At 68.5% G+C, this 17,898-nt stretch carries 17 protein-coding genes; 3 read left to right on the top strand and 14 right to left on the bottom strand.

What is annotated here, in order from left to right; translation table 11 throughout:
- Window positions 1–2 precede the first annotated feature (2 nt).
- Window positions 3–242, bottom strand: a complete 240-nt coding sequence (gene purS / locus BKA16_RS08175; RefSeq protein WP_183370195.1) for a phosphoribosylformylglycinamidine synthase subunit PurS — start codon at window positions 240–242, stop codon at window positions 3–5.
- A gap of 64 nt (window positions 243–306) precedes the next feature.
- Window positions 307–795 carry a glutathione peroxidase gene (locus BKA16_RS08170; RefSeq protein ID WP_183370194.1) on the bottom strand — a complete coding sequence of 163 codons (489 nt, stop codon included), beginning with the start codon at window positions 793–795 and terminating at the stop codon, window positions 307–309.
- Between the two features lie 80 nt (window positions 796–875).
- On the opposite strand from BKA16_RS08170, the gene BKA16_RS08165 reads away from it, so the two are divergent.
- The 3 genes from BKA16_RS08165 (at window position 876) to BKA16_RS08155 (ending at window position 4,325) form a co-directional block, all read left to right on the top strand.
- On the top strand, window positions 876–1,346 hold the full coding sequence (locus BKA16_RS08165) for a MarR family winged helix-turn-helix transcriptional regulator (RefSeq protein WP_343067327.1): 471 nt from the start codon (window positions 876–878) through the stop codon (window positions 1,344–1,346).
- Complete coding sequence (locus tag BKA16_RS08160; RefSeq protein WP_183370193.1) at window positions 1,343–2,860, top strand: DHA2 family efflux MFS transporter permease subunit; 1,518 nt, start codon at window positions 1,343–1,345, stop codon at window positions 2,858–2,860. The genes BKA16_RS08165 and BKA16_RS08160 overlap by 4 nt, the downstream gene beginning before the upstream one ends.
- Window positions 2,861–3,155: 295 nt before the next feature.
- Entirely contained in the window at window positions 3,156–4,325 is a 1,170-nt protein-coding gene (locus BKA16_RS08155; RefSeq protein ID WP_183368662.1) for an IS30 family transposase, read from the top strand.
- Between the two features lie 79 nt (window positions 4,326–4,404).
- Here BKA16_RS08155 and BKA16_RS08150 read toward each other — a convergent pair whose 3' ends face one another.
- The 12 genes from BKA16_RS08150 to BKA16_RS08095 form a co-directional block, all read right to left on the bottom strand.
- The gene (locus tag BKA16_RS08150) at window positions 4,405–5,496 is read right to left on the bottom strand and encodes a FecCD family ABC transporter permease (RefSeq protein WP_183370192.1); all 1,092 of its coding nucleotides are present in this window, start codon (window positions 5,494–5,496) and stop codon (window positions 4,405–4,407) included.
- The gene (locus BKA16_RS08145; RefSeq protein WP_183370191.1) at window positions 5,496–6,497 is read right to left on the bottom strand and encodes an iron chelate uptake ABC transporter family permease subunit; all 1,002 of its coding nucleotides are present in this window, start codon (window positions 6,495–6,497) and stop codon (window positions 5,496–5,498) included. The genes BKA16_RS08150 and BKA16_RS08145 overlap by 1 nt, the downstream gene beginning before the upstream one ends.
- 3 nt (window positions 6,498–6,500) lie before the next feature.
- Window positions 6,501–7,472, bottom strand: a complete 972-nt coding sequence (locus BKA16_RS08140; RefSeq protein WP_183370190.1) for an ABC transporter substrate-binding protein — start codon at window positions 7,470–7,472, stop codon at window positions 6,501–6,503.
- 35 nt (window positions 7,473–7,507) lie between these two features.
- Window positions 7,508–8,314: an MTB12 C-terminal domain-containing protein gene (locus BKA16_RS08135; RefSeq protein ID WP_183370189.1), complete on the bottom strand. Its 807-nt coding sequence runs from the start codon at window positions 8,312–8,314 to the stop codon at window positions 7,508–7,510.
- A 120-nt stretch (window positions 8,315–8,434) separates the two neighbouring features.
- Entirely contained in the window at window positions 8,435–9,589 is a 1,155-nt protein-coding gene (locus BKA16_RS08130; protein WP_183370188.1) for an acyl-CoA dehydrogenase family protein, read from the bottom strand.
- A complete protein-coding gene (gene mbtM, locus BKA16_RS08125; protein ID WP_183370187.1) occupies window positions 9,586–11,214 on the bottom strand; it encodes a long-chain-fatty acid--ACP ligase MbtM in 1,629 nt (542 codons plus the stop codon). The genes BKA16_RS08130 and mbtM overlap by 4 nt, the downstream gene beginning before the upstream one ends.
- Window positions 11,215–11,230: 16 nt before the next feature.
- Window positions 11,231–11,992 (bottom strand): alpha/beta fold hydrolase, encoded by a 762-nt coding sequence (locus tag BKA16_RS08120; protein WP_183370186.1) that lies wholly within the window; start codon window positions 11,990–11,992, stop codon window positions 11,231–11,233.
- A 9-nt stretch (window positions 11,993–12,001) separates the two neighbouring features.
- On the bottom strand, window positions 12,002–13,195 hold the full coding sequence (locus BKA16_RS08115; RefSeq protein WP_183370185.1) for an acyl-CoA dehydrogenase family protein: 1,194 nt from the start codon (window positions 13,193–13,195) through the stop codon (window positions 12,002–12,004).
- Between the two features lies 1 nt (window position 13,196).
- Window positions 13,197–14,357 (bottom strand): acyl-CoA dehydrogenase family protein, encoded by a 1,161-nt coding sequence (locus tag BKA16_RS08110; RefSeq protein WP_183370184.1) that lies wholly within the window; start codon window positions 14,355–14,357, stop codon window positions 13,197–13,199.
- Window positions 14,354–14,635: an acyl carrier protein gene (locus BKA16_RS08105; RefSeq protein ID WP_183370183.1), complete on the bottom strand. Its 282-nt coding sequence runs from the start codon at window positions 14,633–14,635 to the stop codon at window positions 14,354–14,356. Before BKA16_RS08105 ends, BKA16_RS08110 begins: the two co-directional genes overlap by 4 nt.
- Window positions 14,632–16,155, bottom strand: coding sequence for an AMP-binding protein (locus BKA16_RS08100; RefSeq protein ID WP_183370182.1), 1,524 nt, complete (start codon window positions 16,153–16,155; stop codon window positions 14,632–14,634). The genes BKA16_RS08105 and BKA16_RS08100 overlap by 4 nt, the downstream gene beginning before the upstream one ends.
- 5 nt (window positions 16,156–16,160) lie before the next feature.
- The gene (locus tag BKA16_RS08095; protein ID WP_183370181.1) at window positions 16,161–17,819 is read right to left on the bottom strand and encodes a (2,3-dihydroxybenzoyl)adenylate synthase; all 1,659 of its coding nucleotides are present in this window, start codon (window positions 17,817–17,819) and stop codon (window positions 16,161–16,163) included.
- Between the last annotated feature and the right edge of the window lie 79 nt (window positions 17,820–17,898).

Raw genomic sequence — 17,898 nt, 5'->3', positions numbered from 1 at the left:
GGTCACTCCGCCACGCGGGAGACGGAGAAGTTCTCGATGACCGTGTTGGTCAGCACTTCTTCGGCGATGCGCTCGAGGTCGGCGTCGCTGACCGAGTCGTCGATCTCCACCTCGAACCGCTTGCCCTGACGGACGTCGGCGACGCCGGCGAATCCGAGACGTCCCAGCGCGCCCACGATGGCCTGCCCCTGCGGGTCCAGAATCTCGGCCTTGGGCATCACATCGACCACTACTCGTGCCATCAGGCAACCGCTCCTTATCCTCCAGAAAGTCCTACGCGGGTATCGTACCCGGCGCGAGCAGCGTCTACAGTGCCGCCTCGATCGCCGCGACCACCTCGGGAGCATCGGGCTCGGTGCGCGGCCGGAATCGGGCGATCGTCTCACCGTCGGCGGAGACGAGGAACTTCTCGAAGTTCCACGCGATGTCGCCCGCCTCGCCGTCGGCGTCGGCCTTCTCGGTGAGTGCGGCGTACAGCGGGTGGCGGTCGGCGCCGTTCACATCGGCCTTCTCCAGGAGCGGGAAGGTGACGCCGTAGCTGGTGGAGCAGAAGGTGGCGATCTCCTCGGCCGTGCCCGGCTCCTGACCCATGAACTGGTTGCACGGCATGCCGACGACGGTCAGCCCCTTGGGCCCGTAGGTCTTCTGCAACTGCTCGAGTGCGGTGTACTGCGGAGTGAGGCCGCACTTGGAGGCGACGTTCACGATCAGCAGCGGGCCGGTCAGGGCCGCGAGGTCGAAGGGACTTCCGTCCAGGGCGTTGACGGCTACGGACTTGATGTTCGAGTGACTCATGTCCCACACCTTAATCCCGGTGAGCAACCTCACCGATGATTGCATTGCAGCAATAGTTGCGTACCCGTAAGTTATTCGGCGTGCCTTCCACCGATATCGACGAATCAGTACGCGCCACCAGCGACGTCCTGTTTCGTTTCCTCGACACCCTGGCGTGTCAGCAGAGCGCCCGCACCGCGGACTCGCTCGCTGCGACCGATCTCACTCTGTCGCAGCTGCGAATGCTCTTCGTCCTGCACCGCGAGAACGAGTCGGTGCCGGTGAACACGCTCGCCGACGCCGTCGGGCTCTCGCTCGCGGCCGCCGGACGGGGCGTCGATCGGTTGGTGGGGCTCGAATTCGTCGACCGGCGGGAAGATCCGGACGATCGGCGGGTGAAACGTCTCTCCCTCACCGATGAGGGGCGGGCACTTCTGGACCAACAGTTCACACAGCATTCGGACGATCTCACCGGTGTGGTCGCCGAACTTCCGGAGGATCTGCGGGACACCTTCCGCTGCACTCTGTCCGACGTCCTCTCCCACCTCTCACCAGAGAAAGTGACCTCATGACTTCATCTGTCTCGACGCCCGCGTCGGACAAACTCGGTCGCGATGTGTTCATCGTCGCCGGCGTCGTCGTCCTCGGCGCGATCATGTCGATCCTCGACGTGACCGTCGTCGGCGTCGCACAGAACACGTTCGCGCAGGAGTTCAACTCGTCACCGGCGTCGGTCGCCTGGTCGATGACCGGCTACACCCTCGCCCTGGCCGCCGTGATCCCCGTCGCCAGTTGGGCGGCGTCGCGATTCGGCACCCGCAACGTCTATCTGGCCTCCCTGGTGCTGTTCCTCATCGGTTCGGCACTGTGCGCCATGGCCTGGAGCATCGGCTCGCTCGTCGCATTCCGCGTCATCCAGGGCCTCGGCGGTGGTCTGCTCATGCCGATCGGCATGATGATCATGACCCGCGCGGCCGGCCCGGCTCGGGTCGGCTCGGTCATGGCGGTCCTCGGCATTCCGATGCTGCTCGGTCCGATCGCCGGTCCGATCCTCGGCGGCTGGCTGATCGAGATCGCCTCGTGGCACTGGGTGTTCCTGATCAACATCCCGATCGGCGTCGTGGCGATCGTCTACGCGTGGTTCGCACTGCCGACCGACAAGGCGGAGAAGGCTCCGGCCATCGACGGCATCGGCCTGCTCCTGCTGTCGCCCGGTCTCGCGCTGTTCCTGTTCGGTGTCTCCTCGAGCGCCGATGAGGGCACGTTCGGCGCCCCGAAGGTCTACATTCCGATGATCATCGGCGCCCTGCTCATCATCGGCTTCGTCTACCACGCGCTGCGCACGAAGACCCCGCTTCTGGACCTGCGCCTGTTCAAGAACAGGACGCTGATGGTCTCGGTGATCACCATGGTCACCTTCATGATCGCCTTCTTCGGTTCGTCGCTGCTGTACCCGCAGTACTTCATCGGCGTCCGCGGCGAGACCACGCTGATCGCCGGTCTGCTGCTGGCCCCGCAGGGCTTGGGCGCGATGCTCACCATGCCCATCGCGGGCCGGATGACCGACAAGATGGGGCCGGGCAAGTTCGTCCTCGGCGGCCTGGTTCTGCTGGTCATCGGTGTCGGCGCATTCGTCTTCCTCGGCCCGGACACCTCGTACCTCTACCTGTGCGGCGCCCTGTTCGTTCAGGGTCTGGGCATGGGCATGACGATGATGCCGATCATGTCGGCCGCACTCGCCACGTTGAAGCCGGAGCAGGTCAACGACGGTTCGACCCTCGTGAACGTGGTCCAGCAGACCGCGTCGTCGATCGGCTCGGCCGTCATCACCGTCGTCTACACGGGACTGCTCAGTGCGGGCGCCGGCCTGGCGATCGCATCGAACGTCGCACCGGACAAGATTCCCCCGGGCATCCCGCAGACCGTTCTCGACGCCGGTTTCGACGACGCCGCCTCGGCGTTCGCGAAGACGTTCATCGTCAGTCTGGTGCTCGTGGCCCTGACGATCATCCCGGCCTTCTTCCTGCCGCGGAAGAAGATCGCGCTGGCCGAGGGCTCGGACGCCGCTCCGGTCATGGTGCACTGACCCGAACGCTCCACCACCGATGTGGCCCCGCTGCCGAGGCGGGTTATAGCGATCCCCGCAACACCTTGAACTTCAAGGAGTTGCGGGGATCGTGTCGTTCAATGAGTTGAAAGAGATGTTTCTTGAGACGCTGAGGTGTTCGGACATCGGGATCTCAGCCGCCGCTCGCGAGGTCGGTGTCAACCGGAACACCGCGTACGGGTGGGCGCGACGGGCCGGGATCCGTGGACGTGGGGTCAGGGGGAACGGCCCTCACCCTCGTAAGTCTGAGTACGTGCAACTACGCGCCGATGGCATGTCACAGTCAGAAGCAGCGGCCAGAGTGGGCGTCAACGTGCGCTCAGCGAGGGACTGGGACCAGGGTGTCCGGCATGTGAGTAACTCCCGTATCTATCCCGATGGCACCGTGATCGATTACAACACCGGTATGACTATGCAGGTAGAAGTTCCCGCCCTGCCAGCGGTGGAGGCCGTGCTCCATCCCCGGTATCTCTCGCTCGAGGAGCGGGAGACGATCGCTGACCTGTATCGCAGTGGCATGAGCCTGCGAGCGATCGGTCGCGTGCTGGGAAGACCTGCCTCGACGATCAAGCGTGAGCTCGATGCTCGTTCTGAGGACGGCCGCTATCAGCCCTACCTCGCCCATCGCGCCTGGGCAGCGTCGAGGTCCAGGCCGAAGTCCTCGAAGCTCGTCACCCACGTGTCGTTGCGGGAGTACGTGCAGGAGAAGCTGTCGGTGCGGTGGTCGCCGGAGCAGATCAGCCACACTCTGAGGAAGGAGTTTCCCGACGACGAGAGTATGAGAGTGAGCCCGGAGACGATCTATCAGGCGTTGTACGTCCAGGCACGCGGTGGGCTCAAGCGTGAGGTCGCGGAGACACTGCGGACCGGGAGGACACGCCGGAAGCCGCGCAAGCATCCCGGCCAGCGCATGTCCAGGTTCATCGACGAGATGGTGATGATTTCGAAGCGGCCGCCCGAGATCGAGGACCGCGCGGTGCCTGGCCATTGGGAAGGTGATCTGATCGTCGGGCCAGGCAGTGCTTCGGCGATCGTGACGCTGGTGGAGCGAACGACTCGATACGTGCTCCTGGGGCATCTGCCCGGCGGGCACACCGCCGGGGAAGTCCGTGACGTGCTCATCGGGTTGATCGGTACGCTGCCTGAGCATCTGCGGGGGTCACTGACCTGGGACCAGGGCGCCGAGATGGCAGCGCATAGGCAGTTCAGCATCGCGACTGGGGTTCCGGTCTATTTCTGTGATCCGCACTCACCCTGGCAGCGGGGCAGCAACGAGAACACAAACGGGCTTCTGCGCCAGTACTTCCCGAAGAGCACGGACCTGCGGCCGTACGGGTCTGAAGACCTTGAGCACGTCGCTCAAGAGCTCAATGGTCGTCCACGCAAAACGCTCGGCTGGGATACCCCAGCCGAGCGTCTGCGTGATCTACTGATGATGCCTTAACCATCAGGTGTTGCGAGGACCCCTAGAAACTGCCCCGATGCAGCGGGGCCACATCCGCGTTCGGGCAGCGCCGCGGACGCTACACCGACGCCTTCCGGTTGATCTGGATCATCAGGTAGATGAGAGCGACGCCGCCGATCGCGGCGGTGACGACGCCGACCGGAAGACCGGCGGGCAGCACGGTCCGACACAGCACCTCGCCGCCCGTCACCAGGACGGCGCCCATCAGGCCGGAGGTGATCGGCCCCGGGATCTCGGCGCGCGCCAGACGCATGGCGACCTGCGGCGCCAACAGCGCGACGAAGGCGAGCGGCCCGGCGGCGGACACGGCGACGGCCGCGATGACGACGGCGACGACCAGCACGACACCGGTCACCGCGTTCGCGCGGACACCGAGACCACGGGCGACGTCGTCGCCCAGACTCAGCACCGCGGTGTTCCGACTCTGCGACGCCACCACCGCGATCGCCACGACGAGCACCACGAACATCGTCACCGCATCGCTCCAGGACGCGCCGTCGACCGAGCCGACGATCCACCGCTGCGCGGCCGCCACCTGGGTGACCTCGGCACGCGTGAGCAGGAAGGCGATGAGCGCCTGCATGCCCGCGGTCATCGCGACGCCCACCAGCACGAGCCGGATCGGGTCGATGCCGCGCCGCCAGGTCAGCACGTACATCATCAGCGCGGTGCCCAGACCACCGATCAGCGCGGCACTGGTGAGACCGATGTCGGCGAGCCAGGACGCCCAGGTGGATCCGAACGTGATGACGACGACCGCCGCGGCACTGGCCCCCGAGGTGATGCCGAGCATGTCGGCGGTGGCGAGCGGGTTCCGCGTGACGGTCTGGGTCAACGCCCCGGACATGCCGAGGGCGAACCCGACCAGCAGACTCACCAGCCCGATCGGCAGCTGGGAGTCGAAGACCACGACGTTCTCGAACGAGTTCCCGCCACCGCAGAGGATCCGGACGACGTCGATCGGGCTCATCGGCAGTTCGCTGGCTCCGATGCCGACCGCGAACAGCACCAGCGCGGCGGCGGTCAGCACTGCGCCGACACCCGCCGCCCACGGATTGAAGACGAACGCCGCCCCGCCCAGACTCACCACGGTGCGCCGGGCCCGCGGGGCGTCCGACGGGTGGGCCTCGATGTTCTCGATCGGATCCATCAGACCGCCACCAGCTTCTTGGCCGTCACCAGGCCGATGAAGAAGGGCGCACCGATCGCGGCGAGCACGATGCCGGCCTGCACCTCGCCCGGACGCGCGATCACCCGACCGATCACGTCGCTGCCGACCAGCATCACGCCGCCGATCACCGCCGAGTACGGCACCACCCACCGATAGTCGGGACCGGTCACGAAACGGGCGACGTGGGGTGCGACGAGGCCGAGGAAGACGATCGGACCGCAGGCCGCGGTCGCCGCACCGACCAGGAGGGTGATCGCCAGGACCCCGACGATCCGCACCCGTCGCACCCTGATGCCCAGGCCGTGCGCGATGTCGTCGCCGAGTGACAACGCGTTGAGAAAGAACCCGCTCGCGACGGCCAGGACCACTCCGGGCACGATGAACGGCAGTGTCGCGGCGATCACGTTCCAACCGCGGCCCTGCGTGGAGCCCACCTGCCAGAACCGCCAGGCGTCCAGCGATGCGGCGTCGATCAGGACGATCGCCGACGTGATCGCCATCAGCAGCACCGACATGCCGGTGCCCGCCAGGATCAACGTCAGCGGATTGGCGCCCTTGCCCGCCGAGGCGATCAGGAACATCAGACTCGACGCGACGAGCGCGCCGACCAGACCGAAGCCCATATACTGGATCGGGGTGGTGATGCCGATGACGTACACGCCGGTGACGACGGCGCACGCCGCGCCGGCGTTGACCCCGAGCAGGCCGGGATCGGCCATCGGATTGCGGGTGTGTCCCTGCGTGAGGGCGCCTGCCGCACCGATCGCCGCCCCGGCGACGAGTCCCAGGACGGTTCGCGGCAGGCGCAGCCCGTGCACGATCCCGGACACGTCGGTGTCATCGGAGTTCCACAGAACCGTCCACACGTCCCCGAGGGGAATCGATCGCGACCCGAACGCGATCGACGCAGCGCACAACGCGGCGAGGGCAACGACCAGCAGCACCAGGCCGGTGAGGCGGCGAGCCCGTGTTGCGACCACGCGCTACTTCTCCTCGGCGGCTGCCTTCAGGGCCGGCTTCATCTTGTCGAGCGCGTACGGGATCGAGTTGGGCGACGGCTCGTTGAGACCGGTGATCGCCAGCGTCGACAGCATCGCGACCGCACCGGACTTCACGGACGGAAGCCCCTTGTAGCCTGGCAGGCCCTCGACGCGCTCCTGGAGCTTCGGTGTCTGGCTCGCGGCGACGAGGAGATCGCCGTCGAGCAGATCGATGTTCTCCGTGCTGACCTGGAAGCGCGGCTGCCCGGTCTCCTTCGACTTCTTCGCGGCCGTCGGCGACATGGTCAGTCCGAGCTGACTGAACAGCTTCGCGGCACCGTCGTTCTGATCGCCGAGCACCGAGATCTGATCCGATCCGTAGAGGTACGCGAACGAGTAGGTCTTGCCCTTCAGCCCGGGGAACTCGGCGGCGAGCGCGCCGATCTTGCCGTCGACGCCCGCGATGATCTCCTTCGCCTTGTCCGGCTGGTGCAGGATGGTGCCCATCAGGGTGACCATGTCCTGCCACGGGTCCACGTCCTGGCCGCTGATCTTGTCGATCGTCGGCGCCATCTTCTGCAACTTGTCGAAACCCTCGGCCATCGCTGCGAATCCGGGCGCCAGGATCAGGTCCGGCTTGAGCTTGGCGACGGCGCCGACGACGTCGGCGTTGGGATCGATCAGCACGGAGTCGTCGAGCTTGTTCCCGAACCACGGCGACTTCGTCTTGGTCTGGAGCTCCTGCGCGTCGTAGTAGCCGACCGGCGTCACACCGAATGAGAGCGCCACGTCGGTCCACTGACCGCCCAGGGTCACGATCCGCTGCGGCGTCTCGGGGACGGTCACCGTCCGGCCGTCCGGGAGGTTGATCTGCACGGGCGCGGACGACGAGTCGTCATCGGACGAGCACGCGCCGACGACGAGTGCGACGACGACGAGCATCGTCAGGACGACGACGGATTTGAGCCTGGTCATGGTAGGGGTTCTCCTGGTCTTGTCTTCGGGCACGGTCAGCCGACCGCGCACGGGAGCATCGCGTAGCCCGCGACGGCGCACACTGCGGTGTTCGACAGCTTCCACTTGCCGTCGGACCACACCCAGCTCAGATCGAGGTAGCGGGATCCGTTGCCCACCAGGGACATCTGCAGACGCGCGTTCAGCGTCTCACCGTTCTGGGTCACCGGGCCGACCACCTTGTAGCTGAATCCCGCACCGCTCACACGCAGCATCTCGGCGACGGCGCTGACCGAACCGAGTGCCTTCTGTCCCCCCTCCAGCTCCGATGCGCGCACCGAGTCCGAGGCGTTCGTGTTCATGATCGTCTTGACCTTGGTGTTGAGCTGTCCGGCGGTCAGCGGCGCAGGCGTCTGTCCGCCGGACTGCTGTGTCTGCTGCTGTTGTCCGGCGGTGCCCTGCTGCTGCTGCGTCGTCGCGCCACCCGATCCGGTGCCCGCATCGCCGTTGCTCTCGGCGACGGCTTCGGTCGGGGCGGACGCGGTCGAGTCGTCGACGACGGTCTCGCCCGGCGCCTGCTGCTGTCCGGTGCCGGTGCCGCCGGGCGCCGCCTGGTTCTCACTGCCCAGATTCACCACGGTCGGCTGTGCCGCGGCGTTGTTGCTGCCGAATCGGTCCGAGGTCGCCAGTCCCACCACTCCGATGGTGACGATGAGCGCCGAGACGACGGCGGCGACACCGGCCGACGCCAGGATCGTCGGGACACTCACCTTCGATCCGGACGACGCGGCGGCCTGCTGCGGCTGCGGCTGCGGTTCGTCGGCATAAGGCTGCTCGTCCGAGTACGAGTCTCCCTGCGACATATCGGTTCTCCTTCATTGTCGAGGCAGAGTTGAGCCCCGCCTCGCCTAATATAGGTCAGCCTAACCTGAATGTCCGGTAGGATTCAATACCGCTTTCTCACCTTTGCACTGAGTCGTTGATCACGTGATCGACTCCGCGAACCGCTGGTAGGCGTCGGTGTCGGGGCGCATCGCCGCTGCCACCAGTTCCCAGAGCACCTCGTCGGTGCCGCCGCCGACCCGCGCCAGCTTCATGTCCCGCCACCACCGCGCGAGCGGTGTCTCGTCGGTCAGGAATCCGGAACCGCCGAAGACGTGCATGCACTCGGAGGCCACCTCCTCGCCGAGCCTGGCCGCGGACACCTTCATCGCCGCGGCCGTACGGAGGTCGAGTCGGCCGCCCGCCGCGACCCCGGTGAGTGCGTGACGCAGCATGTCGACCCTCGACTGGAGGTCGGCCATCCGCATGCGCAGGGCTTGATGCTCGAAGAGCGTTCGGCCGAACTGCGTGCGGTCGTGCATGCGGGCGACGGTCACGCCGAGGATCTTCTCGCACGACGCCGCGACCTGGCCCGCGATGGACAGCCGCTCGTGCGCCAGGCCCCAACTCACCGCCGCCAGCCCGGTCCCGGCTCGCGCGATCAGATGGTCGGCGGGCACCACCGCGTCGATCGTCACCGCGGCGGTGTCGAGTGGTCCCGCGCTGGCCTTGCGATACGGCGCTTCCACCACCACCTGCGTCGTCGGCACGAGAACCAGTGCGACGTTGCCGTGTGTGCTGCCCGCATCGTCGTCGATGCTGCGTGCGACGACGAGGATGTAGTCGGCGATCGGTGAGAGCGACACGAACTTCTTGCGTCCCCGGACCCGGAGGCCGTCGTCCTCGGTCGACACCGTCGTCTCGACGATCTGCAGATCCGAGCCGCCCGACGACTCGGAGGCGGCCAGACACAACACCGCGTCGCCGCGGATCGCGCGTTCGGCGACGGCCGAGAGCGTCGCCGAACGGCCGCCGAACCGGCGCAGCACGGCGATCGCCGAATCGTGGAGGCTGACGCCGACGCTGATCCCGGCCGATCCCAGGCGACCGAGAGCGTAAGCCAGTTCGAACAGTTTCGCCAGGTCCGGCCGGGTGTCCTGACCCCACTTCTCGGCCAGGACGCCCTGCTCGCCGAGTCGTTCGATCAGCTTGCGCGGAAATCGTTCGGTGATCTCGGCCGCATCCGTCCACGCCTGGAGTTCGTCGTCGAACGTCGCGTCGAGCAGCTCTCGGTACTCGTCGAGGGTGGTGGTCATGACAGCTCTCCCCGCTCCACCATCTGCCGGGTCTCCAATCGTCGCAGCTTGCCCGACGTGGTGCGCGGCACCGAGTCGGGCGCCACCAGGATCACCTCGCTGGGCACCACCCCGCACTCGGAGGCGACGGCCGAGATCACCGCCGAGCGCGCCGCATCGAGGTCGTCGCCGCGGAACTCGGCCACCAGGACCAGGCCCGGCCGAGGCGAATCGTCGCCGCGCGCCATCGCGACCACGCCGCCGCGGCGCACTCCCGAGACCGTGGCCGCCGCGCGTTCGAGCTCCACCGGGAACAGGTTGCGCCCGGCGACGATCACGATCTCCTTGGCGCGTCCGCAGATCACCAGGCGACCGTCGACGAGGTAGCCGAGATCGCCGGTGTCGAACCAGGCGTCGTCGGCGAGCGGTTCATGGCCGAGGTAGCCGGTCATCATCGACGTGCCGCGCACCTGGACCTGGCCCACCTCGCGCCCCGATATGTCCGGGACCTCGACCGAGGATGCGACGATCCGGATCTCCATGCCGCCGAGCGGGCGACCGAGCGTGGCATACCGCTTGAGTCGGGACTCGCCTTCGGGGCCGGTGACCCGCACCTCGTCGTAGACCGCGCCCTCGCCCGCCTCCGGCATCGTGATGGCGCAGGTCGACTCCGCCATGCCGTAGGCCGGCGCCGCCGCCGCCGGATCGAAGCCGAAACGCGCGGTCTCCGCCAGGAAGCGATCGAACGCATCGGGATCGATCGGTTCGCCACCGCTGATCGCCACCCGCAGTCGACTCAGATCCGCCGACTGGAGCAGCCGACCGTACTTGCCGAGGATGTCGTACGCGAAGTTGGGGGCGCCGGTGATCGTGGCCCCCGTCTCGGTGAGCCAGTCGAGCCATTTGAACGGAGCGGCCGCGAACGCGGTGTTGGGCACCACGTACATCCGACCGCCCGCGGCGAGCCCCGCGAGCAGGAACGTCAGACCCATGTCGTGGTAGAGCGGCAGCCAGGAGAAGGCCGCGTCGCGGTCGCGGCGCATGTCGAGCCGATCGATCAGCTCCGCCGTGTTGGTCCAGACGGCGGCCATCGACAGCACCGCGGTCTTGGGGTCGCCCGTCGATCCGGCCGTGCCCTGGAGGACGGCGGGATCGCCCGGACCGGTGACCGCCGCGACGAATGCCGAGGTGTCGACGCCGACCCCGTACTCGGCGGCCGATGCGAGCCGGAGGCTGGTCGTGGTCTCGCCGAGCAGATCGAGCTGATCGCCCCCGCCGAGCACCGTGCCGACCCCGATGCTCGCGAACCGGTCGACGGTGGTCTGCGCCCACCGTCGCCGATCGGCTCCGCGGATCGGGCCCGGCAGCATCGACACGGGTACCCCGGCGAGCCAGGCGGCCGGAATCGCGGCGATCAGGTCCAGGGTCGGATCGCCGATGAGGCCCACGGCGGCGCCCGCCGCCCGGTCCCGGTCGTCGAGCAGGGCCGTGGCGATCTCGACGGACCGCGCATGGACGTCGCGCCAGGTCTTCGAGTCCCACTCGCCGGTCTCCGGATTCAGCACCGACAGGGACGTGTCGGTGCCGAGCATCGCGTCGAGGAACGGCGCGGCTCCGGTCTTCACGACCGCAGTCTGCTGCGTCATAAGGGTCTTCTTTCTCTCAGACGGAAAGGGAGAGGAACGGCTGCAGGAACTCGCCGACCAGCGCGGCGATCGCTTCGGCGTCGTCGAGGTGCGGATGATGCCCGGTTCCGGGCAGCAGGTGGGCGGTCACATCCCCGACGACGTGATCGGTCACCGCGCTGATCTGCACGTCGGTGCCGTACTGGTCGGCCTCGCCCTGGACGACCAGTACCGGAGCGGTGATGTGCGGCAGGAGGCCGGTCACGTCGAACGAGGCGAACTCGGGCGAGCACCAGACACCCGACCACCGGCGGAACAGCTCGTCGGGGTCGTCGTGGAACATGCCCAGCGACGGGCGCACGGTCTCGGCGAACACCGACGCCGTGTGCGCGATGCCGTCGAGGGTGGTCTGTTCGACGACGATGTGCGGTGCGATCAGCACGGCCGAGGTCACCGGATGGGCACTCGCGTGGATCGCGGCGATCGACGCGCCGTCGCTGTGGCCGATGAGGATCGGGCGCGCGATGCTCAACGCGTCGAGGATCTGCGGCAAGGTGTCGAACGCTTCCCGGTGCAGATAGTCGGGGCCGTCCGGACCCGATCCCGCCGAGCCGCCGTACCCGTGCCGGGAGTACACCAGGGCCGGTGCGCCGGTCGCGCGGGCGAGCAGCAGCGGTAACGCACCCCATTGCCCCGCCGACCCGAGTCCCTCGTGGAGGAACACCATCGTCGGCAGGTCCGGGTCACCGTCGTGGCGCACGTATTCGACGGGTCCGGCGGGGTGATCCAGGATCGGCATCGCGGCACCTCACCAACTGTGGTTCGACACGTCGAACATGTTGACGCCGAGAAGTCCCCGTCCGACGTACGAGAGGCAGTCGGCGGGTTTGGCCGGCATGATCGAGCAGAACTGGACTTCCCGGAGCAGCCGCTGCATGGGACCGTCGGCGGCCATCGCTGCCGAGCCGACGAGCGACACGGCCTGTGCCGCCAACTTCTGCGTGGTCTCCCCGAGGTGATGTTTGGCCGCGTAGACGGTGGCGTTGGTGTCCTGATGGGACCGGTTGCGGGCGACGCCGCGCGCGGCGACCAGGGTCAACGCGCGTGCCGCCTGCAGGTCGACGCCCATCGCGCCGAGTCGCGCGATGTCGGCGTCGGACGAACGGCGTCGCTCGTCCGCGCCGATGCGGGCGGCGGCGAACTCCACGATCGCCTCGGCCAGCCCGAGGTAGGCGCCCAGGTAGCCCGCCGCCATCCAGTGCGGTTCGCGGACCGCCTTGAACAGGCTCATGCCCTCCACCCCGAGGAACAATCGGTCGGCGTCGATCACGGTGTCGGACAGGAACATCTGCGCGGTGGAGGTGCCCCGCAGCGCGGTTCCCGCCCACTCGGTGGAGAACGTGACGCCGGGGTCGTCGGCGTCGACCACGAAGTGCGACACCTCGACGCCGGAGTCGTCGTCGTGCGGGCGCGCGGTCACGACGTAGTGGTCGGCCACTCCGGACAGCGAGACGAACGACTTGTGCCCGTCGAGGACGAACCGGTCGTCGTCGTCGCGCCGGTAGACGGTGGCGATTCCCCGCAGACGTGCACCGGTGGCCGGTTCGGACGCCGCCGAGGCGAACATGGCTCCATGGTCGATCACCCGGTCGATCACCCGGTCGCGGAAGGTCGAACCCGCCGCGCCGAGCGCGTCGGCGTCCGCTTCGAACAGCGAACCGATCGCGACGTTGTGCATGTTGTACCCGAGTGCGACGGCGCCGTTGGCACGCGCGAGTTCGGCCAGCAGTCGGGTGTAGTCGGCGAAGTCGAGGCCGAGGCCGCCGCGGTCGGCGGGGATCATCGCGGCGAGCAGACCCGATGCGCGCACGAGGTCGTAGGCCCGCGCCGGATCGGCCTCGCCGCGGTCGATCGGATCGGCGAGTTCGGCCAGGCGCGGCGTGATCCGGGCGGCGCGGTCGAGAGCCGCGTCGAGCGGGCTCGTGGCAGTCGCTGTGGTCATCTCAGTTCTCCACCGGTAGTCCGAGGTCACGGGCGATGGACACCCGCAACAGGTCGTTGGAGCCCGCGTAGATCGACGCGGCGACGGCGGTCGTCAGTTGGCCCGCGTGCGGGGAGTCGGCGATCACCGATCGTGCACCGAACAGTGGCGCCGCCGCGGACTCGAAGGCCAGCAGATCCTGCGCACAGGAGATCTTGACCTGGGCTGCGTCGGTCGCAAGCGCGCTGATCGCGGTGCCCGCGTCGATGCGTCGAGCCATGTCGTACACCAGGGTCCGGACCCGGTGGCGGATCGTCGCGAGGTCGGCGACGTGGGAGGCGACGAGCGGGTTGGCGCCGAGGCTGCGCCCGAACTGCTCACGGTCGCGGAGCCAGTCGACGGCTCGGTCGATGGTCGCGCCCATGCCGCCGACCGCGTATCCCATCAGCAGGGCACGCTCCCAGGTCGTCGTACTGGTCAGGAAGGCGAGGCCCGACCCCTCCGCGGCGACGAGGTCGGCGTCCGAGGCCGCGACGTCGGTGAAGTCGATGGCGCCCATCGGCACCTCGGGCAGCGCCACCTTGGCGAACGGCTCGCTTCGGGCGATCCCGGGACGGTCGGCGGGCAGCAGGAACGAGCTCAGCGCGAAGGGGTGACGGGCGGCGTCGGTCCGCGCGAATGTCAGGATCAGGTCCGCTTCGGGCGCGGCGGTCACATACGCCTTGCGTCCGTCGATCCGGTAGCCGTCGTCGGTCGGCGTCGCCGCGGTCCGCATCGACAGCGGATCGGAGCCGCCGGTCTCCTCGGTCAACGCGTGACACAGGACGATCGAGCCGTCCAGAAGACCGTCGCGGTACGGTTCCAGCGGGCTGCGCGCAGATGCCGACAGCGGCCACTGGACGCCGAAGATCTGCGAGGTGAGCGCGTAGACGAGCCCGTTCGGAACACCTGCTCGACCGAGTCCCTCGATGACGCCGACGGCGTTGACGACGGCGCCGTCGCCGACCTCCCCGCGCAGTGAGTCGGCCATGACCGCCGAGACCGATGGCAGGGCCAACAGGGTACGCCAGGCGCTGCGGAAGTCGGCGCCGGCGAGCTTCGGGGCGATCTCGGCGGCCTCGGCGCCCGCTGTGCTCGCCGCGTCCGCCGGCCGGGTGAGTGGCGCTCGAGTGGACACGGTCATCGCACGTTCTCCACCAGGACCGCGGACACCGCGGTGTGCAGGGCGGTCGGCGTGCGGAAGTTCCGCGCCACCACCATGTCCTCGGGCAGCTTGGCGTCCAGTCGCTTCTCCAACTCGGCGACGATCGCGACCAGGGTCAACGAATCGAGCATGCCGGTCAGCAGCATCTGGGTGTCGGCGTCGATCGTCTCGGTGCGTCCGTGACGCGCGGCGATAGCGTCGGTGACGACCGCGCAGACGTCATCGACGGTCAGCGGTGCGGGATGGTCGTGAGTCATGACGAAGGCTCCTGATCACTGGAAGATGCGGCGGCGATCTCCTCGAGACGAGGACGATCGGTCTTGCCGCGACGGTTGATGGGCAGCGGGGTGTGCGCGACGATCCGGTCGGGCTGCGAGTGACTCGGCAGCGCCCGCCGCAGTCCGCGGTCGACCGCCGCGAGCACGTCCGACGATCCGGGGGCGGCGTCGACGAACAGCGTGATGCGGCGGTCGGCGCCGGTGGCGACGGCGGCCGCGGCACGCACGTGGTCGACGTCGGCCGCGACGGCCTCCAGCCCCGCGAGGTCGATGCGGTAGCCGCGTCGTTTGATCTGGCCGTCGATTCGACCGACGAGGACGAGGCGCCCGGCGTCGTCGCGGTAGGCGTGGTCGCCCGTCCGGTAGGCGCGGCGGGTGACGCCGTCGTCGAAGACGACGTCGACGGCCGGGTCGAAGACGCGACCGTCCACCACGTATCCGGTCAGGAGTGTGGGGCCCGCGACGACGATCTCTCCGCGGTCGGCGAGGGCGAGGTCGTCGTCGACGATCGCGATGTGCACGCCGTCGATGCCGCGTCCTATCGGCACCGGAGTGCCCGGGACGACGTCGCGGACGTCCTGAGCGGTACAGACGTTGGTCTCGGTGGGGCCGTACCAGTTGCGGACGGCGACGTCGCCGAATGCGGTGAGCAGTTGCTCCAGAGCCGCGGCCGGATACGGCTCTCCGGCGAAGACGACGGTGCGCAGCGCGGGCAGCGGCCGCCCGCGAGCGGCCGTGACGACGCCCCGCAGGAGGGTGGGGACGGCGTAGATCGTGGTGATCTCGTTGTCCGCGAGCCACTCGACGGTGTCCGCGGGGAAGGGTTTGAGCCAGTCGGGCAGGATCACCGCGGCGGCGCCCGCGACCGCCGTCGCGAAGACGTCGAAGGTGCTCAGGTCGAAGGTGAGCGCGGCCTGCGCGGCCACCCGGTCGGCGGCGGTCAGACCGATCGAGTCCGCCGCCCACCGCACGAAGTGCTCGACGGCGGCCCCGGACAGGAGAACCCCCTTCGGCAGCCCGGTGCTGCCCGAGGTGAACAGCAGGTAGCCCGCGTCACGCGCGCTGGGGGCGACGTCGAGGTCGCGCACCGCCAGTCCCTCGCCGACCGCGACGGCGTCCGGTCCGCCGCCGTCCACCACCAGGTGGGAGAGGCCCGCCTGGTCGATCAGGGCCGCGATGCGGTCGCGCGGATCGTTGACGTCGAGCGGCGCGACGACGGCACCGGTCGCGACCACCGCGTGGATCGCGATGACCGCGGCGGGCGACCGAGGCACGTGCACGCCGACCACGCTGCCCGGTCCGATTCCGGTCTCGCGGAGGGCCTCGGCCGTCGATGCCGCCCGTTCGGCGAGGGCGGCGTACGTGATCTCGTCGGCCTCGGAGACGATCGCGAGGCGCTCACCGTGTTCCACCGCCGCGGCGGCGAGGATCGCCGCGAGCGGATTCGACACGGAGACCGCTGACCCGTCGAGCACCGACGATGAGGATGTGATGCCCATGCCGGTCAGCCCAGGAGCTTGCGGAGCGCGTTCTTGTCCATCTTGCCCAGCGGGGTCAGCGGCATCTCGCCGACCACCCGGACCACGTCGGGGGCCTTATAGGCGGACAGTCCGACCGATTCGGTGAAGGTCGCCAGATCGCGGCGAGTCAACTCGTCGACGCCGTCTTCCAGGACCACGAAGGCCACGGACCGTTCGCCGAGCGTGTCGTCGGGTTCGCCGAGGATCGCGATCGACCGGATGTCGGGATGTTCGGTGAGGGCGCCCTCGACCTCGGTCGCGGCGATCTTCTCCCCGCCGCGATTGATCTGGTCCTTGATACGCCCGGAGACGATGAGGTGACCGCTCTCCAGGCGTCGGACGAGGTCTCCGGTGCAGTAGAAGCCGTCTTCGGTGACGGCCTTGGCGGTCTGCTCGGGAGCGTCGAAGTAGCCGCGGAGCGTGTACGGACCGCGGACGGTCAACTCTCCCACCTCTCCGTCGGGCACGACGTTCCCATCGGCGTCGACGACGCGGATCTCGTCGTACTCGGACACCGGGACGCCCTGAGTCGTGGCGAGCAGCTCCGGATCGTCGTCGAGGTGCGTCGCGCAGAACAGCCCCTCGGACATGCCGAGGATCTGCTGGAGCGTCGCGTCGAACTCGTCGATGATGCGGCGGGCCTCGTAGTCGGCCAGCCGTGCCGAGCCGATCTCGATGATCTTCAGCGAGCCGAGGTCGCTGTCGGTGAACTCGCGCTCGTCGAGCCACATCGGTGCGAGTTGCGGATTGATCGCCGTCATGGTGACTCCCTCCGCCTCGATCAGCTCGAAACAGGTCGCCGGATCCTGATTCGGGGCCAGCACCACCTTGCCGCCGACGCGGAACGTCGACAGGACGCCCGGGCAGTTCCAGGTGTAGTTGAAGGCGATCGGCAGGATCGCGAGGTAGACGCTGTCGGCGTCGAGCCGACTGCGGTCGCCCGCCACCCGCGAGTTGTACGCGTAGTCGTCGTGGGTGCGGCCGATCAGCTTCGGCATGCCGGTGGTGCCGCCCGAGAGCAGCAGGAGTGCGATGTCCGACGGCGCGGCCGTGGCGCCGAAGTCGTTGTCGCCGGAGACGTACAGGTCGCCGAGGACGTGGAACCGATCGTCGGCGGCGTGATCGCCGAGATCGCCCGCGATGATCACCGACGTCATCGAGGGCACCTCGTCGGCGACCTGGGCCGCCAAGAGGCGATGGTCGAAACGGGCGAACTCGTCGGTGGTGATGTACGCCGCGGCGCGCGTCGCACCGGCGAGATAGCTCACCTCGAGGTGGCGGTGGCCGGGCTGGGTGTGCACGGGCACCGCCCCCAGCCGCTGCAGGGCGAACCAGGAGACGATGAACTCCGCCGAGTTCGGCAGCTGCAGGAGCACGGCGTCGCCCGCGCCGATGCCGAGGCCGCGCAGACCGTGAGCCAGTTCGACGGTCCGCGCCGCGAGTTCGCGGTAGGTCAGGCGCCGGTCGCCGTCGACGACGGCCGTCCGAGCCGCGTACAGGTGCGCCCACTCGTCCAAGCGAGTGCTGAACGTCTTCCCCTCCCACAGTCCGAGTTCGCGATAGCGGTCGGCGAACTCGGTCGGCCAGTCGGGGATCAGGTTGCGAATGGTCGCGGTCTGCACGGTTTCGTCGACAATGGCCATGAGTCGCCTTTCTGCGCGGTTAGGACGTCGGGCGTCGGGCGTCGGATCTACAGACACCCGAGTATGTAACTGAGGCTAG

This window comes from Gordonia humi, from assembly GCF_014197435.1.
GTDB lineage: Bacteria > Actinomycetota > Actinomycetes > Mycobacteriales > Mycobacteriaceae > Gordonia > Gordonia humi.
Note: the sequence above shows the minus strand (reverse complement) of the source record. Positions and strands in the feature narration are given on the sequence as shown.